This window comes from Ruegeria sp. BG8 (assembly GCF_056538325.1).
In genome coordinates this window covers 400,886-417,224 of sequence record NZ_JBQFSZ010000001.1, presented here as the reverse complement: position 1 = coordinate 417,224, position 16,339 = coordinate 400,886, and the positions used below count along the sequence as shown (strand labels likewise).

16 protein-coding genes are annotated in these 16,339 nt (G+C 57.2%); 9 read left to right on the top strand and 7 right to left on the bottom strand.

Going from position 1 to position 16,339, the window contains the following annotated elements; genetic code table 11:
- Positions 1–3 precede the first annotated feature (3 nt).
- From speB (ACR0DG_RS02100) to ACR0DG_RS02090, 3 genes are all read left to right on the top strand, one after another.
- The gene (gene speB / locus ACR0DG_RS02100) at positions 4–969 is read left to right on the top strand and encodes an agmatinase (protein WP_480693844.1); all 966 of its coding nucleotides are present in this window, start codon (positions 4–6) and stop codon (positions 967–969) included.
- Positions 970–1,032: 63 nt separating this feature from the next.
- Entirely contained in the window at positions 1,033–1,980 is a 948-nt protein-coding gene (gene speB, locus ACR0DG_RS02095; protein ID WP_480693842.1) for an agmatinase, read from the top strand.
- A 66-nt stretch (positions 1,981–2,046) separates the two neighbouring features.
- Positions 2,047–2,454 carry a DUF1499 domain-containing protein gene (locus ACR0DG_RS02090; RefSeq protein ID WP_480693840.1) on the top strand — a complete coding sequence of 136 codons (408 nt, stop codon included), beginning with the start codon at positions 2,047–2,049 and terminating at the stop codon, positions 2,452–2,454.
- Here ACR0DG_RS02090 and ACR0DG_RS02085 read toward each other — a convergent pair.
- On the bottom strand, positions 2,395–2,682 hold the full coding sequence (locus ACR0DG_RS02085; protein WP_480693838.1) for a hypothetical protein: 288 nt from the start codon (positions 2,680–2,682) through the stop codon (positions 2,395–2,397). The genes ACR0DG_RS02090 and ACR0DG_RS02085 overlap by 60 nt on opposite strands.
- 63 nt (positions 2,683–2,745) lie before the next feature.
- Here ACR0DG_RS02085 and prfA point away from each other — a divergent pair, with 63 nt between their 5' ends.
- The 3 genes from prfA to ACR0DG_RS02070 all read left to right on the top strand — a co-directional run bounded on the left by prfA (position 2,746) and on the right by ACR0DG_RS02070 (position 5,454).
- Positions 2,746–3,801, top strand: a complete 1,056-nt coding sequence (prfA, locus tag ACR0DG_RS02080; RefSeq protein WP_480694969.1) for a peptide chain release factor 1 — start codon at positions 2,746–2,748, stop codon at positions 3,799–3,801.
- A complete protein-coding gene (gene prmC / locus ACR0DG_RS02075) occupies positions 3,798–4,643 on the top strand; it encodes a peptide chain release factor N(5)-glutamine methyltransferase (protein ID WP_480693836.1) in 846 nt (281 codons plus the stop codon). Before prfA ends, prmC begins: the two co-directional genes overlap by 4 nt.
- 238 nt (positions 4,644–4,881) lie before the next feature.
- On the top strand, positions 4,882–5,454 hold the full coding sequence (locus ACR0DG_RS02070) for a DUF4167 domain-containing protein (protein WP_480693834.1): 573 nt from the start codon (positions 4,882–4,884) through the stop codon (positions 5,452–5,454).
- Between the two features lie 58 nt (positions 5,455–5,512).
- On the opposite strand, the gene rsmA is transcribed toward ACR0DG_RS02070, so the two are convergent.
- From rsmA to lptG, 5 genes are all read right to left on the bottom strand, one after another.
- Positions 5,513–6,355, bottom strand: coding sequence for a 16S rRNA (adenine(1518)-N(6)/adenine(1519)-N(6))-dimethyltransferase RsmA (rsmA, locus tag ACR0DG_RS02065; protein WP_480693832.1), 843 nt, complete (start codon positions 6,353–6,355; stop codon positions 5,513–5,515).
- 84 nt (positions 6,356–6,439) lie between these two features.
- Positions 6,440–7,405, bottom strand: coding sequence for a 4-hydroxythreonine-4-phosphate dehydrogenase PdxA (pdxA, locus tag ACR0DG_RS02060; RefSeq protein WP_480693830.1), 966 nt, complete (start codon positions 7,403–7,405; stop codon positions 6,440–6,442).
- On the bottom strand, positions 7,402–8,652 hold the full coding sequence (locus ACR0DG_RS02055; protein WP_480693828.1) for a peptidylprolyl isomerase: 1,251 nt from the start codon (positions 8,650–8,652) through the stop codon (positions 7,402–7,404). Before ACR0DG_RS02055 ends, pdxA begins: the two co-directional genes overlap by 4 nt.
- Positions 8,643–10,805, bottom strand: coding sequence for an LPS-assembly protein LptD (locus ACR0DG_RS02050; RefSeq protein WP_480693826.1), 2,163 nt, complete (start codon positions 10,803–10,805; stop codon positions 8,643–8,645). Before ACR0DG_RS02050 ends, ACR0DG_RS02055 begins: the two co-directional genes overlap by 10 nt.
- Positions 10,805–11,905 (bottom strand): LPS export ABC transporter permease LptG, encoded by a 1,101-nt coding sequence (lptG, locus tag ACR0DG_RS02045; protein WP_480693824.1) that lies wholly within the window; start codon positions 11,903–11,905, stop codon positions 10,805–10,807. Before lptG ends, ACR0DG_RS02050 begins: the two co-directional genes overlap by 1 nt.
- Before the next feature lie 239 nt (positions 11,906–12,144).
- On the opposite strand from lptG, the gene ACR0DG_RS02040 reads away from it, so the two are divergent.
- The 3 genes from ACR0DG_RS02040 to ACR0DG_RS02030 are packed head-to-tail and all read left to right on the top strand — an operon-like array spanning position 12,145 to position 15,158.
- Positions 12,145–13,611: a leucyl aminopeptidase gene (locus ACR0DG_RS02040; RefSeq protein ID WP_480693822.1), complete on the top strand. Its 1,467-nt coding sequence runs from the start codon at positions 12,145–12,147 to the stop codon at positions 13,609–13,611.
- A gap of 4 nt (positions 13,612–13,615) precedes the next feature.
- Positions 13,616–14,074 carry a DNA polymerase III subunit chi gene (locus ACR0DG_RS02035; protein ID WP_480693820.1) on the top strand — a complete coding sequence of 153 codons (459 nt, stop codon included), beginning with the start codon at positions 13,616–13,618 and terminating at the stop codon, positions 14,072–14,074.
- A 37-nt stretch (positions 14,075–14,111) separates the two neighbouring features.
- Positions 14,112–15,158, top strand: a complete 1,047-nt coding sequence (locus ACR0DG_RS02030; RefSeq protein WP_480693818.1) for an aldo/keto reductase — start codon at positions 14,112–14,114, stop codon at positions 15,156–15,158.
- 69 nt (positions 15,159–15,227) lie between these two features.
- Here the strand turns inward: ACR0DG_RS02030 and ACR0DG_RS02025 are convergent, their stop codons facing one another.
- Positions 15,228–16,214 (bottom strand): GlxA family transcriptional regulator, encoded by a 987-nt coding sequence (locus tag ACR0DG_RS02025; protein ID WP_480693816.1) that lies wholly within the window; start codon positions 16,212–16,214, stop codon positions 15,228–15,230.
- Positions 16,215–16,339 lie beyond the last annotated feature (125 nt).

The window sequence follows — 16,339 nt, the reverse complement described above, 5'->3', positions numbered from 1 at the left end:
GAAATGGCACTGGAAGACGCAAAAAATCAGGTGGACGAAGCGTTCACCAATGATGAACTCAAGGGCTTGTCCTTCGAAAACACTTTCGGCGGCGCGACCTCGTTCCTGCGGCGGTTGTACACCAAAGAGTTAAAGGGTGCGGATATTGCCGTAACCGGCGTGCCTTTTGATCAGGCGGTGACCAACCGACCCGGAACCCGACTGGGGCCCCGCGCGATCCGAGAAGCCAGTGCGCTGCAGTCGCCGGATGCGCCCTACGGGTGGCCGTTTGACGCCCTGAGCGAATTGGCGATCATCGACTATGGTGACATGGCTTATGACTATGCCAATATTCCGGCGTTTCCCGATACCCTGACTGATCATATTCGCACCATTCTGACCGCAGATGTCGCCTCGGTCGCATTGGGGGGCGACCACTATATCAGTTTCCCGATCCTGAAAGCCTATGCCGAAAAATATGGGCCGATGTCTCTGTTGCAATTCGATGCTCATACGGACACCTGGGCGGATGATGATATGTCTCGGGTCGATCACGGGACAATGTTCTACAAGGCGGTGAAATCGGGGATCGTTGACCCAAAGCGTTCGGTTCAGGTTGGAATTCGCACAACGAACGAGGACACGTTGGGCGTAAACATCATTGATGCCCGCGAGGTTTACGAGGCCGGGCCCGCCGCAGTGGCTCAAAAGATCAAAGGAATTCTGGGTGATAGCCCGGTGTATCTGAGCTTTGACATTGACGGTCTGGACCCGGCTTTTGCCCCCGGCACCGGTACGCCGGTTTGGGGTGGGCTGAGTTCCATTCAGGCCCAGATCATCCTGCGTGATATTGCCGGGATCAACATCAAGGGTGGCGATGTGGTCGAGGTCTCTCCGCCCTATGACACATCCGGCGCAACGGCGATTGCCGGGGCTCATGTGGCGACTCAGATCATTTGCCTTTTGGGGTGGAACAAGCTGCAGCCTTAACCATTGGTTAGCCATCTTTCCGGTATCGGTGAACCAACACTACCGGACAAGAGGCGTATCAGCATGGCAGAGTTCAACCAACCGATCAGCGGCAATGATCTGGCGCGGTTTTCGGGGCCAAATACGTTTATGCGACTACCGCAGGCCGAGTCGCTGGCGGGTTTGGATGTTGCCATTCTAGGGGTTCCTTTGGATATAGGCACCTCGTGGCGGTCTGGTGCACGGTTCGGGCCCAAGCAAATCCGCAGCGAAAGCGCGATGATCCGACCCTACAACATGGCGACGTTTGCTGCGCCGTTTGACAGCCTTCAGATTGCCGATATCGGTGATCTCGCCATCAATACATTTTCCTTGGCTGATAGCCTCAAGATCACCCGGGAAAGCTATGACGCCATTCTGGCGCAGGATGTCACGCCGGTCGCGATGGGCGGAGATCACGCAATTACCCTGCCAATCCTACGCGCGATTGCTGCCAAACATGGGCCTGTAGCGGTGGTACATGTCGATGCCCATGCCGATGTGAATGACGAAATGTTTGGTGAGAAAGAGACCCACGGCACAGTTTTCCGTCGCGCATATGAGGAAGGTTTGATCGTCCCTGACAAGACGTTCCAAATAGGTCTTCGCGGTTCGGGCTATTCCGCATCGGATTTGACCGAGGCCAAAGGTTGGGGTTTCAAGCAGTTTCCAGCGTGGGAGTTGTGGCAACAGAATCTGACAGTGATTGGTGCGCAAATCCGCAAAGATATTGGCGAGCACCCCGTTTACATCTCATACGACATCGACAGCTTGGACCCGTCTTTTGCCCCCGGAACGGGCACACCCGAAATTGCCGGGCTGACAACGCCGCAAGCATTGCAACTCATCCAGGCGTTAAGAGGCCTTAACGTGGTCGGTTGCGACCTGGTCGAAGTTTCCCCGCCTTATGACGCTTCGGGCAACACAGCGCTGACGGCGGCCAACCTTCTTTTCGAATTGCTGTGTATTCTGCCGGGTGTGACGTCGCGGTAGGCCAATTCGTCCCATCTTGCCGGATGATGTAAACGGCATATGGTCTGCTGAAAGAAAGAGGTCGGGATGAAGAAAATGTTGCTTTGGCTGGGGGTCGCGTTGGCTGTATTGGCCTTGGGCTATGTACGGTTCGCGCCCTCTGATACGGCGGATTGGCATGTTGCACCAATCGGTGATGCGGATGAGAATTTGCGCGGCGGTGTCATTCGGGTTGTTGAAACCGGGCCCGAAGGGTTGGCGAGATTTGACGCGATTGCCAGAACCGCACCGCGTACTTCGGTTCTGGCGGGTTCGGTTAACGACGGCATGATCACCTATGTCACCCGCACAAAAGGGATCGGCTTTCCCGACTACACCACCGCGCAGCAGGACGGTGAAACACTGCGAATCTACGGTCGATTGCGCTTTGGCCGTTCAGATTTTGGGGTAAACCGTCACCGAGTTGATGGGTGGCTTGCTGCTCTGCAGCCCTGACGACAAGCATCCCTCTTGCACCTCGCGCCACATCGGCACGTTCAGCGACATCTGGCACTGGGCCATGAACATGCGACCATCGACCTGTAGGCAGATCATCTCGCCCAGTTCCACGCGCGATCCTGACTTGTCCGTGCAATAACAGTCGCGCACTTTCCCGTCCGGCCCGACGTAATCCGCCATGGCAGGTACTGCGACCAGCGATAAAATGAAAACCAACCCCTTCATACGGGATAGCCTAACACAAGCTCGGCCCTTGACCAAAGCCCCGGTTTGATAGACACCGCCGGGATGATCCCCGAAGAACGCCTTGAACAGATAACTCAGCGATTCCAATACCTCGAAGCGGCCATGGCCGATGGTGCGTCGGGCGGGGATATTGCGGCTTTGGCCAAAGAATACTCGGATCTTAAGCCTGTGGTTGATCAGATCATGGGATGGCGACAACTGGTGGCGGACCTTGCCGAGGCGCAAGCCATGCTGTCCGACCCCGACATGAAAGAACTGGCCGAAGAAGAAATTCCCGATCTGCAGGCCCGGATCCCGGAGGCAGAACGCGCATTGCAACTGGCGCTTTTGCCGCGTGATGAGGCGGATGCGCGCCCGGCCATGTTGGAAATTCGCCCCGGTACAGGCGGGGATGAGGCTGCACTATTCGCAGGTGATTTGCTTCGTATGTACCAACGCTATTCTGAAGCGCGCGGTTGGCGATTTGAAATCATCGAAGAACAGGCCTCGGATCTGGGTGGGATCAAAGAAGTCGTTGCTCACATCAAGGGCGATAACGTTTTTGCCCGGATGAAGTACGAATCCGGCGTGCACCGGGTACAGCGCGTGCCCGAAACCGAAAGTGGTGGACGCATCCACACGTCTGCGGCCACAGTGGCGGTTTTGCCCGAGGCGGAAGACGTGGACATCCAGATTGATGCCAATGACCTTCGCATCGACACGATGCGCAGCTCCGGGGCAGGTGGGCAGCATGTCAATACCACCGATTCGGCGGTCAGGATCACGCACTTGCCCACCGGGTTGGTGGTGACCAGTTCGAAAAAATCGCAACATCGCAACCGTGAGATCGCGATGCAGGTGTTAAAGACCCGCCTCTATGATTTGGAACGTCAACGGATCGACAGCGAGCGTTCGGCCGACAGGGCCAGTCAAGTTGGATCGGGGGACCGATCCGAACGCATTCGCACCTATAACTTCCCGCAAGGGCGCATGACAGATCACAGGATTAACCTGACGCTGTATAAGCTGGATCAGGTCATGCAGGGTGATTTGGATGAAATCATTGACGCCCTGACCGCAGATGATCAGGCCCGTCTTTTGGCGGAGATGTCGCAATGATTTCTGCGCTAACAGCCGCCCAGGCGATGGTCGCTGCAACGGCGCGACTGCGGGCGGCAGGTGTTGATGACCCCGCGCGCGATGCGCGGGTTCTGCTTGCGCATGCGGCGCGGATTGAAGCCAGTCGCGTGACGCTCATCGCGCCTGAGGAACTTTCGCCCGAAATTGCGGAACGTTACGAGCAATTGATTGCGCTTCGCGCTATCCGCATTCCGGTGTCTCATTTGTTGGGCGAGCGAGAGTTCTACGGCCGTCGTTTCAGGGTCAGCAGCGACGTGCTGGACCCGCGACCAGAGACAGAGATATTGGTCGAGGCAGTCTTGAGCGAGCCTTTTGACCGTGTGCTTGATCTCGGGGTTGGTTCCGGCTGTATTTTGGTGACCTTACTGGCCGAACGAACCAGCGCCACGGGTTTGGGCGCGGATCTGAGCGAGGCTGCTTGCCTTCAGGCCAGCGCGAACGCCGTTCAGCACAAGGTTCAAGGCAGAATTGAAATCACACGCTCGGATTGGTTTGAAAACATTGAGGGTCGTTTCGATCTAATTGTTTCCAATCCCCCTTATATTTCGCTGCCTGAGATGAACGCCTTGTCGCCTGAAGTGCGCGAGCATGAGCCGAGAATGGCCTTGACCGATGAGGGCGACGGGTTGGGTGCATACCGCCAGATCGCAGCCGGGGCACCAGATTTCCTTTTGCCGGGTGGGCGGTTGCTGGTCGAGATCGGCCCAACTCAGGGCCATAGCGTTGCAGCCTTATTCCAAGCGGCGGGCCTTGCGGAAACACGCATTATTCCCGATCTGGACGGCCGAGATCGCGTCGTTTTCGCAAGAATGCCGGGGTAACCGGCGTTTATGAGGCTGAAAAGCGCCGATTGATGTAAAAAAGCTGCGAAAATTTGGACAAACCCCTTGTCTGATCGCGTAGGACGTGTTTACTCAGGATCAGTCGGAGAGGTTGACGCTGTTGCAGCGGGCCCCTGACGCCAAGCCCAAAAAAGTCGACATCGCGTTCCGGCTAAAGCCATTGAGCAGTGCGAGACGCGACGTAATCGGCAGTGAATGACAAGGCTGACTAAAGTAGATGAGATCTTCCAAATCCCGCTCACGGGCCAAGAATAACCGCAATCGTCCTTCTGGCGGCAACGTTGTAAACCGGGTTTTCGACAGCTCGGGCCCAGAGGGCAAAGTGCGCGGCACGCCCCAGCAGATTATTGACAAATACAATCAGCTTGCACGCGATGCGCAGCTGTCCAATGACCGTGTGGCCGCTGAAAACTTTCAGCAACACGCAGAGCATTATCTGCGGTTGCTGAGCGAAGCGCAGCGCGAAATGGAAGCCCGCCGCGAAGAGCAAGAACGCCAAAACCGTGAACGTCAGGCAGAACGCGATCGCGAACGCGCAGAACGTCAGGAGCGCGAAGCTGCCCGGCAAGCCGACCCGGCAGAGGCACCGCAGCCTGACGTCATGGATTTCACCGCCCAAGAGGCCTCACCGGAATCCGGTTTGGTCGAAACCCCTGAGGCGAAAGAGGCGGAAGCACCCGAGAAAAAGGAAAAGCCTGCCCGTAAACCACGCGCGCGCAAGCCTAAGCCTGCACCGGCTGCCGAAGAGGCACCTTCTGACAAGGGCGACGCACCGGAAGCGGCTGAATAAACGTTTCCTGTATTCCCATCCAAAGCTCCGGCCTGAAAATGCCGGGGCTTTTTTTGTTTTAAACGGGCTTGATTTCACGAGCCAGGGCGCAAAACGCTTCGAGCGGCACCTGTTCGGCCCGTTCTGTCGGCTGGATGCCAGCGGTCATAAGGCGGTCTTCGATATCAGGTGCAATACCTTTCAGCGATGCCCTTAGCATTTTTCGACGCTGATTGAAGGCGGCGGCCACGACGCGGGATAAGGTCGCTGCGTCGGCAGGATAACGCGGCTGAGGCAAGGCCGTCAGATGGACCACAGCGCTGGATACTTTTGGTGGTGGTGTGAACGCGCCGGGCGGCAATGACATCGCAATGCGGGCGTCGGCGCGCCATTGGGCAAGAATTGCCAGACGGCCATATGCTTTGCTGCCAGGTTGCGCGACGATCCGTTCAGCGACTTCGCGTTGAAACATCAAAGTCAGGCTCTGCCAGAACGGCGGCCATTCCGCGGGCGTCAGCCAGCGAACAAGCAATTCTGTGCCAACGTTATAAGGCAGGTTGGCAGCCACGCGTATCGGTGGGGTCAGGTGGGCCAATGGATCGATTTCAAGTGCGTCGCCGTTGATGACTTCGAGGCGGCCGGGATACGCAGCGGCAATGTCATGCAACGCAGCGATGCAGCGCGTGTCTTTTTCTACCGCCACGACTTTACGTGCGCCCTCAGATAACAGGCCGCGCGTCAGGCCGCCGGGTCCGGGCCCGATTTCGAGCACGTCACATTGGTTTAGGTCACCTGCCTGGCGCGCTATTTTGGCGGTTAGGTTGAGGTCCAGAAGAAAGTTCTGCCCCAACGATTTGCGCGCTGAAAGCTGATGCTCTGCAATGACGGCCCGTAACGGGGGTAAGTTGTCTATGGCGCTCATGATCCGGTTACCGTGGCGCGGGTTGAAGGAGAAGCGCCAGAATTTTTTTGCCTCCGGCGGGGATATTTTCAGCCAGGTGAAGGATCAAGGGCTTTTTGCCATACGTTGGGCTAACTTCAGGGCCTCAATCAGGCTTGTCGGGTTGGCTACGCCTTTGCCTGCAATATCCAGTGCTGTTCCGTGGTCAGGCGATGTTCGGATGAACGGAAGGCCCAGTGTGACGTTTACACCCCGGTCGAAATCCAGTGTCTTGATCGGGATCAGGGCCTGATCGTGATACATCGCAATCGCTGCATCGTACCGAGCGCGCGCGGCTGCATGAAAAAGTGTGTCTGCAGGATGAGGGCCGGTTACGGAGTAGGTTTCAGTTGGCAGGCTTGAGATGAGTGGGCCAATCCAGTCCAATTCTTCATGACCCATTTTACCGCCTTCGCCAGCATGTGGGTTCAAGCCCGCAACAGCGATGCGAGGACGCGCAATTCCAAACTGAGCGCGCAAGCCTTCGGCGGTAATAGTGATCGTTTCGCGAAGAAGGTCAGGGGTTAGCTCGGCTGTTACCCGGGATAGCGGGATATGGATTGTGGCAGGCACGACGCGCAATTGGTCACTGGCCAGCATCATTACGACACGGCTACGCCCCGCCAGCGCCGCCAAAAACTCGGTATGTCCGGGATAGGCAAAGCCTGCACCGTCAATTAGCGCCTTTTTGTGAATAGGTGCTGTGCAAATGGCTGACGCTTGGTCTGCTTTGACCAGAGCCACTGCTTTTTCGATCGACTCGATCACGTAGGGAGCGTTGGCCGGAGAGGGCTCACCTGGCGTGTTTTCTGCCGGGAAATCCAGTTGGAGAACCGGTAGGGCTTCGGAGGAAACCTGAACTGCTTGCCCCGGGTCATGGATCTTTTGGTAAGGCGTGTCTGATGGCAGATGACGCGCGTCGCCGATGTAGAAAAACGGGCAAGTTGACCGCAGATTTGCCCATGTTTTCGCGGCTATCTCAGGGCCTATTCCGGCCGGGTCGCCACAGCTGAGCGCGATTGGGGTTGTCATTGCTCGATAATTATCGCGTCCGCGCGCAGCTGTTCCAAAAGGCTGTCCGCAAACGCTTGCAAGCGCTGTTGCGTCAGGGCGTTGGCTACGTCCACGCGCGATGTTTCTTCGCCGCGGTCCAAAGTGCGGGTGCACAGCATCAGGAACCGCAGGGTCTGACCATTGTTTCCTGTCAGGTTGGTCGAAACTTCGTTCAGGTCCAGTTTCGCCAATTCCAGCGCAACGTCGCGGGGGATTTCTGCTGGTGCCGCCTCAATCCGCTGCAATACTTCTTCGGGTTGGTCTTTAGCGAGGCCATACAGGTCATCGCAATTGTCGATTTCTTCACGCAGCTTGGCTGCTCGGGCTAGGGTTTCAGCGCTGCGACCGCCGGGCAAGTTGTAGATTGCATAGTCGATCTTGGAATAGGTTGGTGTGCCAGATGCGATTTCGCGTAGGCCCCTAAGCTGGAACAAGGCCACAGCGTTAGGGAGCGTGATCGGTTGTGTCACGTCACCATTTTTAAGGCCGAGAATCACGGGCTGCAGAGCGGGAGGCAAGTCAGTGATGTTCAACCAATCCAACCGCCCGCCGTTGTTTCTGGTTCCAGCCGCAGAATACTGGGTTGCGGCAGCGGAAAAGGCACCAAATCCTTCGACCTGTGAAATCTCTTCGGCCAACTGGTTTACTTGCGCTACAGTCTGCGGATTGACCGGTATGATGACTTCGGACAAAAGCACTTGAAGACCGCCGCCGCCTGCCTGACCGAGGGCTCGGTTAACCTCATCCTCAGACGGGCGAGCCTGAGACAGGAAACGTGCCGAAATAAAATCACGCCAAGACAATTGGTCGGCGACAAAATCGCGGACAGTCTCACGCGAAACGCCTGCCTCGGCCAGCAAACTCAGAAACTCCTCCGTTTCTAAGCGGCCGCGCGACGCGAATTCATCAATGCCTAGCTGAATGTTTTCGGGGCTGATCGAAATTCCAGCCTCTCGCATGACTTGCTTGCGCAGGCGGTCATCAATCAGGGCTTGCCGAACTTCTTCATCGGATGAGCCGGGTGCACCCAATACGCTGAGGAACTGCTGGCGTTGTTCAAGCTCGTACCAGGTGACGATGTCCTGGTTAACCTTGATCGCTGGCGAAAAGAGGCCCTGCGCATCTGCAGAAATAGCACCAAGGCTTAGCGCCATGGCCAACACGGGTGCTGCCGCTTTGCACAGGCAGGAACGAGCGAGACTGGAGAAACCTGAAATCAACTGCATCTTCTCTTGAACTGTTGGCCGCCACCTTCAACGGAGTAACCCGTCAGAGCTACGGTAAACCCGAATTCTGTCGAAGGCTCAATAGTAGTCGACGAAGTAAAGCGTCTGCTGACGGTCATGTTAACCTGTACACATTCGTTTTGATATGTCACGCCAAGCCCGTAGCGGATGGGTTCGGATTCGCTCAAATCATATCGTGCAAGGGCGCGGGTCATCCAGTTTTGATCTACACGGTATCGCCCGTCCAGCCGAATTTCCGAAATCTCATCATCGGCGTTTTCGTCCGGATCAGGTTCCTGCCAGATATAGCTGCCTGCGACACCGGCTGAACTTTGTTGCCACGCGGCCCGCATTTCGGCCTTGGCAAAACTGAAATCTCCGTTCACTAACCCGCGTCCTGCCAGTGACCAGCCGTTTGCTGTTTGCAATTGTCCCGCCAGCAGTAGATCAGACGTCGTACCCTGCAAGCCAGATGTCAGGTTGAATTCGGGATCAGCATCGGCTCGAAACACCTGTCCGACGGTTGCCAGTGCCCTCCAACCATTGGCACCATAGCGCGCCCAGTTGACGCCGATGACACCTGTGGCGCCGTCCTCACGGCGATCCGGTGCCGGGAAGCGGGACAATGACAGCAGGTTCCCTTGGTCGAACTCCTGAAAGGTACTTTCGTCGATAGGAACGTCGTTCGTGGACACCTGGGTCCAACCGACCTGTGCTATTGGTTCCAGAACTTGCGTCGCACCAGACTGTTCACGCCGCGTCATGGGATAGCGCAGCGTCAGTGCTGCGCGAGGGGTTGTTCGGGTGACCTGATCCGCAAAGTTGCTGTCGTGCCGAATATTGAACGTATCGACAGCGGCCCCTAGTCGAGCGTCAGCGCGTACCCCTGACGTAAAGATCCAACTGCGCAGCCATTCGGCATCAAATGTTGCGCGAGCCACGTCGCGACCTAAGACATCTTCGTCCGAGGTTCTTTCATGTGCGTGCGTTACAAATCCAAGCCGAACTTCGCCACCGACAGATGTGGGGAAAAGCCGTTTTTGATAGTTGAGGTCAAACACACGGGACGGAATCTCATCCTGTTCTTCGCTGTCCCTAAGGGTTTTATAGTGGATAAAACTGGTTCGAAATGCAGTGTCGCGCTGTATCCTTTCCAAGGCGACTTCGCTCCGCAGACGGTCGAAATCCGGCAGGCCATAATCTGCAAGATAAGCATCATCAGATGTTGTCTTGATGTCGAAGGTGAACCGGTAGCCGTCGTTTAGGTTGAAGAAGCCATCCGCAAAGAAATATCCACGATCCTCTCCGGGTTGCAAATCGTCCCGCGTGTGTGCGCCCAGTAACTGGATGCGGCCACGTTTGAACGCCTGACGATACCGATAGCCCAGAGTTTTCGTCCTGGACGAAACATAAGGTGTCAGCGTCAGATCTAGGTGGTCGCCGAGTTTGAAGAAGTAGGGCACCTGAAGGCCGGTTCCCAATTGCGACGTCGTGCGTAGAGAAGGGACAAGGAATCCGGTCGCCCTGTCCAGTGTGGGGTCGGGCAGGCGCAGGTACGGGAAATAGAAAACCGGCAAATCCAAAATCCGAAATTGCGCACCTTCAAAGTACAATTGCCGTTCCAATTGGTCGTGCGTCACCTTGCGGGCCCGGATTTGCCAAAGTGGGGGCTTGCCATTCGCGCAGACGTGGCAGGATGTAGCGGAAACTTTGTTGAACTGGGTGTAGCGGCCCCCTGCACGTTTGGCCTGAACCGAGGCGACCTGCACCTGTTGTTCAAAGACCATTCTGGCTCCGATCAGCAGCCCGTTCTGAAGACCGCTGTCCAGCTCTGCGGAATCCGCCAGTAGGGTGGTAGCACCACCCTGATCAAGGCGGACCGGCCCATCCAGCGTCAGTTGCCCGGAATCTCGGTCATAGGTTATGCGGTCTGCCGTTATTTTAACGTCGCCCTGAAAGGCTTCGACGTTACCTTCGGCAACCAAAACGCGTTCAGGGGTAATGAAAATTTTGTCGGCGACAAGCAGGGCCGGCTGTTCTTCTTGCGCGGTGTCTTGGGTTGGGCCTAATCCTGGTTGCGTTTGCGCCGACGTTGCCATTGGCAAGCCCAAACCCACAGCCGCAGATAGAAACAGGCTTGAAAGCAAACGCATCAGCCGTCCTCCGCGTGCAACAACAGACCCAATGACAAAAGGATGGCGGCAAAAGGAGGCGCCCAGGCCGCGACGAAGATAGGCAATTGTCCGTTTTCTCCCAGGATTTGGGCAAAGTTGCGTACAAAGTAGATGGCAAAGCCAAGCAAAACGGCCGACAAAACCGCGATTCCGGTGCCTCCGAAACGAACGTGGCGCATGGTGAAGGCCGCGCCAATCAGAACCATCGAGGCAAGGAAGAACGGTCGCGCCAATTGCACCTGAAGCCACACTTCGTACTGCTTAGTCGAAAACCCGGCATCTCTCAAATCACGTATTAACTCGGGCAGATCATAGACCGACACTGATCCCTGCTGCCCCAGCGTGTCCAGAATACGTTGACGGGTCAAAGAGGTTGGGACCTCAAGCACGTCATGTTCGACTGCACTGCTTTCGGGGTTCGTGTCGGCGGCCAGTGACCAGACCTTGGCGTTTGTTAAAACCCATTTCCCAGGGGCCAATTCCGCGTTGTCAGCAAGGACTTGTTGTACGGGGGTGCCATCCTGCGCAAAGGTTGTGATTGTCACCTGATTAAGTTTCAGCGCTTCGCCATTTGTCGTGCCGCGCGCATGAATCACAGACTGGCCGTTCTCAGAGGCTTGGCGCAGCCATAGCCCTTCGCTGCTGATCGAAAAGGCTGACCTGCCGTTGTTGCGGTAAGAATCCGACAACCGACTGTATACTTCGGATGTCGCCGCGGCGATTGGGTTCAGGATCGCAACCGCTGCGGCCCCAATCAGCAGAGCCAATGCTACCGGTGCCAGCAAGGCCCGAATGCCCGATCGACCTATGGCCCGTGTCACCACCAGCTCTGAACTGCGGGCCAGTCCCACGAACAAGGCTATGGTCGACAAGATCACCAGCAAAGGCAGCATCTCGCTGATAGCTGCGGGCGTGTTCAGTAGCGTGAGGTGTAGAAGCCGACCAAAGGATAGATTCTCATCATCAAACCTGCGTACCTGCTCGATCAGGTCGATCAGAATCAGAAGAGACAGAAAAATACTGCCGATCAGTAGAAAACTTTGGATGAACCGTCGGGCAAAATAGCGATCCAGGATCACAGCTTTTCCCCCGTTGCGGCTTGAAATGTTGAGAACCAAGATGGGCCCGACGTAGAGTCGTAAACCGCGCCCGCTCGCGACGGCTTATGCCTGCCCTGTCTTGCCACTTCTTTTTCTCCCCCGAACCTGCCGGAATTTTTTCTGAACTGTACTGCAATTGGCGGTCGGGGAAAACTGCTATCTGGTCAAGCCGCCCGACGCGGGCTAGGTCTTGGGGAACAGTTTTTGAGGAGTTCGCAATGAGCAGTCTTATCCCTATCCAGTTTCAGCCTTTTGACGCAGACCAGATGGCGCAGGCTGAAGGCCACGTAGTGGTCATCATCCCTGATGACGGCAAAATGGGACCGGCTGCCCGGCGCGCTAACCGACTGACACGTGGGGCCGTCGCACGGCTGGTTGAAAGCGAAAGGTTCGCCAAAGCCAAAACAGGTGACGTGATTTCTCTGGCATGGCCTGCGGGAATGGCTGCGGTCGCATTGAATATCCTCGTCCTGCCGCGCCGTCCAGCCGAGGATGAGGCGCGTAAGGCCGGTGTCGCACTTGCCAAAGTTGCCGGAGGTAAGCCGCTGTTGGTCATGGCTGCCAATCAAGCCAAGTCCGAACATCTGGCGATGGGGATTGCACTGCGCAGTTATGATTTCGACGTTCACAAAACCAAAGACTCAGAAGATGCGGCGACGGTGACAATCGCGCATCAGAAACCCGACGAGGTCGAAGCGGCCTTTGCGCCGCTATATGCGATCGCTGACGGTGTTCTGATGACGCGCGACCTGACCAATGAACCGGCTAATGTTCTGACGACGACCGAGTTTGCCGACCGCCTGTCCGAGATGCAGTCACTGGGGCTTGAGGTCGAAGTACTGGAAGAAGACCAGTTGGCCGAACTGGGTATGCGCACATTGCTAAGCGTTGGTCAGGGTTCAGTCAGCCCATCCAAGGTCGTGGTTATGCAGTGGAAGGGCGGCGACAAGGACGATGCGCCGCTGGTGTTGATTGGCAAAGGTGTCGTGTTTGATACCGGGGGTATTTCGCTCAAACCAGCCGGTGGCATGGAAGACATGACAATGGACATGGGCGGCGCTGGCGTCGTTGCAGGCACCATGCGAGCACTGGCCAAACGCAAAGCCAAGGCCAATGTTGTCGGATTGGTCGGTCTGGTCGAGAACATGCCCTCGGGCAATGCCACCCGTCCCGGTGATGTGGTCAAGTCGATGAAGGGCGACACGGTCGAGATTATCAACACGGATGCCGAAGGGCGTTTGGTTCTGTGTGATGTCCTGTGGTACGCACAGGAACGGTTCAAACCGGTCGGCATGATTGATCTGGCGACTTTGACCGGCGCGATCATTATCGGGTTGGGACACGAGAATGCGGGTGTGTTTTCGAACAATGACACGTTCTGCAACGCGTTCCTCAAGGCGGCCGCAGCCGAAGACGAGGGTGCGTGGCGGATGCCCCTGGGCAAAGCCTATGATGATCTGTTGAAATCGCGCATTGCAGACATGAAAAATGTCGGTGGCCGCCCGGCGGGTTCGATAACTGCCGCACAGTTTCTGCAACGTTTCGTGAAAGAAGACACCCCCTGGATCCACTTGGACATTGCAGGGGTGGCCTCGGTCGCGTCTGAGACGACCTATGCGCCAAAAGGGGCCACAGGTTGGGGTGTCCGCGCGTTGAGCCGCTTGGTGCAGGACAACTTCGAGTAAGCGTATGGGGGCCGTCTATTTCTATCACCTGACGCGTCAGCCGCTGGAGCACACCTTGCCTGTGCTGCTGGAAAAGGCGCTGCAAGCTGGGTGGAAGATTGCCGTGCGTGGTACTGATCCTGCACGGATGGACTGGCTGGATGAAAAACTGTGGTTGGGACCCGACGAAGGGTTCCTGCCGCACGGACGTGCCGGTGGTACCCATGACCGGGCCCAGCCGATCTTGCTAACGACCGGACCAGAGGCCACCAACGACCCGGCATGCGTCATGGCCGTAGACGGAGCCGCCGTCGCAGCCGAAGAGGTCACGGCTCTTGAACGGGTCTGTATCTTGTTCGACGGCAATGATGAGCAAGCAGTTCAACACGCGCGCGGGCAGTGGAAAGACCTGACGTCCGCGGGTTGCTCGGCGCAGTACTGGTCCGAGGAATCGGGCCGGTGGGAAAAGAAGGCCGAGGCTTGAGGTCTGGCATCAAAAGAAATTCTCAGGAGATCGACAGATGGAATTGAAGCCCTTGGGCCGCACCGGCATGATGGTGACGGATCTGTGTCTTGGCACCATGACTTTTGGGTCGCAAACCTCTGAGGCAGACGCGCATCGGCAAATGGACATGGCGTTGGATGCGGGGATCAACTTTGTTGATGCGGCCGAGATGTACCCCGTAAACCCAATCGCCAAGGAGACGATCGGACGGACCGAGGCGTATCTGGGCAATTGGAATGCCGCAAACCCGGCGCGTCGATCGGGGTATATTCTTGCGACCAAACATTCGGGTGCGGGCATGTCGCATGTTCGAGATGGTGCCCCGATTACGGCCGCTTCAATTCCCGGGGCAATCGAAGGTTCGCTGCGGCGGTTGCAAACGGACTGCATTGATCTGTACCAGTTCCACTGGCCAAATCGCGGAAGTTACATGTTCCGCCAGAACTGGAGCTATGCGCCCAGCGGGCACAACACTGCTGAGGTGTTGGAGAACATGTCGGAATGCCTTGCGGTTCTTCAGGCCCAGGTCGAAAAGGGCAATATCCGAGCCTTTGGTCTGTCAAACGAAAGTGCCTGGGGCACCGCGCAGTGGTTACGCATCGCCGAGGAACAGGGTGCGCCAAGGGTCGCGTCGATCCAGAATGAATACTCGCTGATGTGTCGCCACTTTGATACGGATATGGCCGAGCTAAGCGTTCATGAGGATGTGGGCCTGTTGGCCTTTTCCCCCTTGGCGGCCGGGTTTTTGACCGGAAAGTATCAAGGCGGGGCGGTGCCCGAAGGCTCGCGTATGTCCTTGGTTCCCGACGTTGGTGGGCGGCGGGGCGAGCGCGCGTTCGAAGCCGTTGCAGCCTACCTCGCGATTGCTGAGCGGCACGGATTGGACCCTGTACACATGGCGCTTGCCTGGTGCCGGACGCGGCCTTTCATGACCAGCGCGATTTTTGGGGCCACTAAAGTGGAGCAACTTGAGCGGATCTTGGATGGCAAGGATGTCCAGCTGTCTTCTGAAGTGCTGTCCGATATTTCCGAGGCGCACCGCGCGCATCCGCTGCCTTTTTAGGGGGCGCTGCCCCCGCCGCGCTGCGCGCGACTCCCCCGGGATATTTAGGGCCAGATGAAGCGGATCCCGTCAGTGATGGGTGGGGAAGGTCCGCTCTTGCCGGAGGTCGCGGGCTGACAGACCGTGGGCCGTACGAAAGGCGCGCGCAAAACTGGATTGCGAGGCAAAGCCCGTGGCAAGGGCTATATCCATCAGTGGCATCTCAGTGTCGGTGACCAGTCGGCGCGCTTCGGCCAGTCTGAGCTGCAGGTAATGATCCTGAGGCGTTGTATTCAACCGCAGTCGGAATTGTTGCTGCAGAGTGCGAGGGCTTGTGTGCAGCGTCGCCGCGATGTCCGCCAAGGGCAGGGGGTCATCTAAAGATGCTTGCATCAGCGCATTCGCCTTTGCGGTCAATGCGGTATGGCGGTGCGGTGCGCCGGTGCGGCTTTGTGGTTTTGTTGGCGCTGGCGCCCCGTCGTACAAAAACAAACCGGACACACGTGCGGCAAAGCCGGCGCCGTGACGAGCCGCGATTATGTGCAACATCATCTCGACCGCGGGGATCGCTCCGCCGGATGTCAGCCGGTTGTGTGAGACAGTAAAGCGGTCGGGGCGCACGTCTACATCCGGGAACCGCGAGGCGAAACTGTCGAGGTCTTCCCAATGCGTGGTTGCCGCATGACCATCCAGAAGCCCCGCTTCGGCCAAGAGCCAAGGGCCGCCGTCGATACCTGCCAGAGCGGCACCGGTACCTGCAATGCGACGCAGCCCGGCCAGCAAGCTTGGTGTTGCATGGCGTACCAGCTGGAAACCCGCGACGACAATCAGAAGGTCGCAGGATTGCAGTCGCGCAAGTGGTATACCGGGTACCTGCAAGGCACTGGTCAGCGTTGCAGGTTCCGGCGTCGCCGTAACGTAGTCCCAGTCAAAAGCGGGACGGTCGGCCAGACGGTTCGCCGCGCGCATCGGGTCAACGGCCGACGCAAAGCTGAGCGTGTTGCATTCGTCCAGCACCAGCACTGCCGTTTTCAGGGCGCGATGTTCTGGCTGCAGTATGTTTTTTGCGGATTGCATCAAGTTCGATTCGCATTCTGACAAGTGTTTCCTCAAGGCTGCGTCAGAGTCGGGTTGGAACGCAAATCGGAATCCGGGGACAAGCCTGGGGAAAACTCTGGTTAAATCACGGTATATCTTGGGGA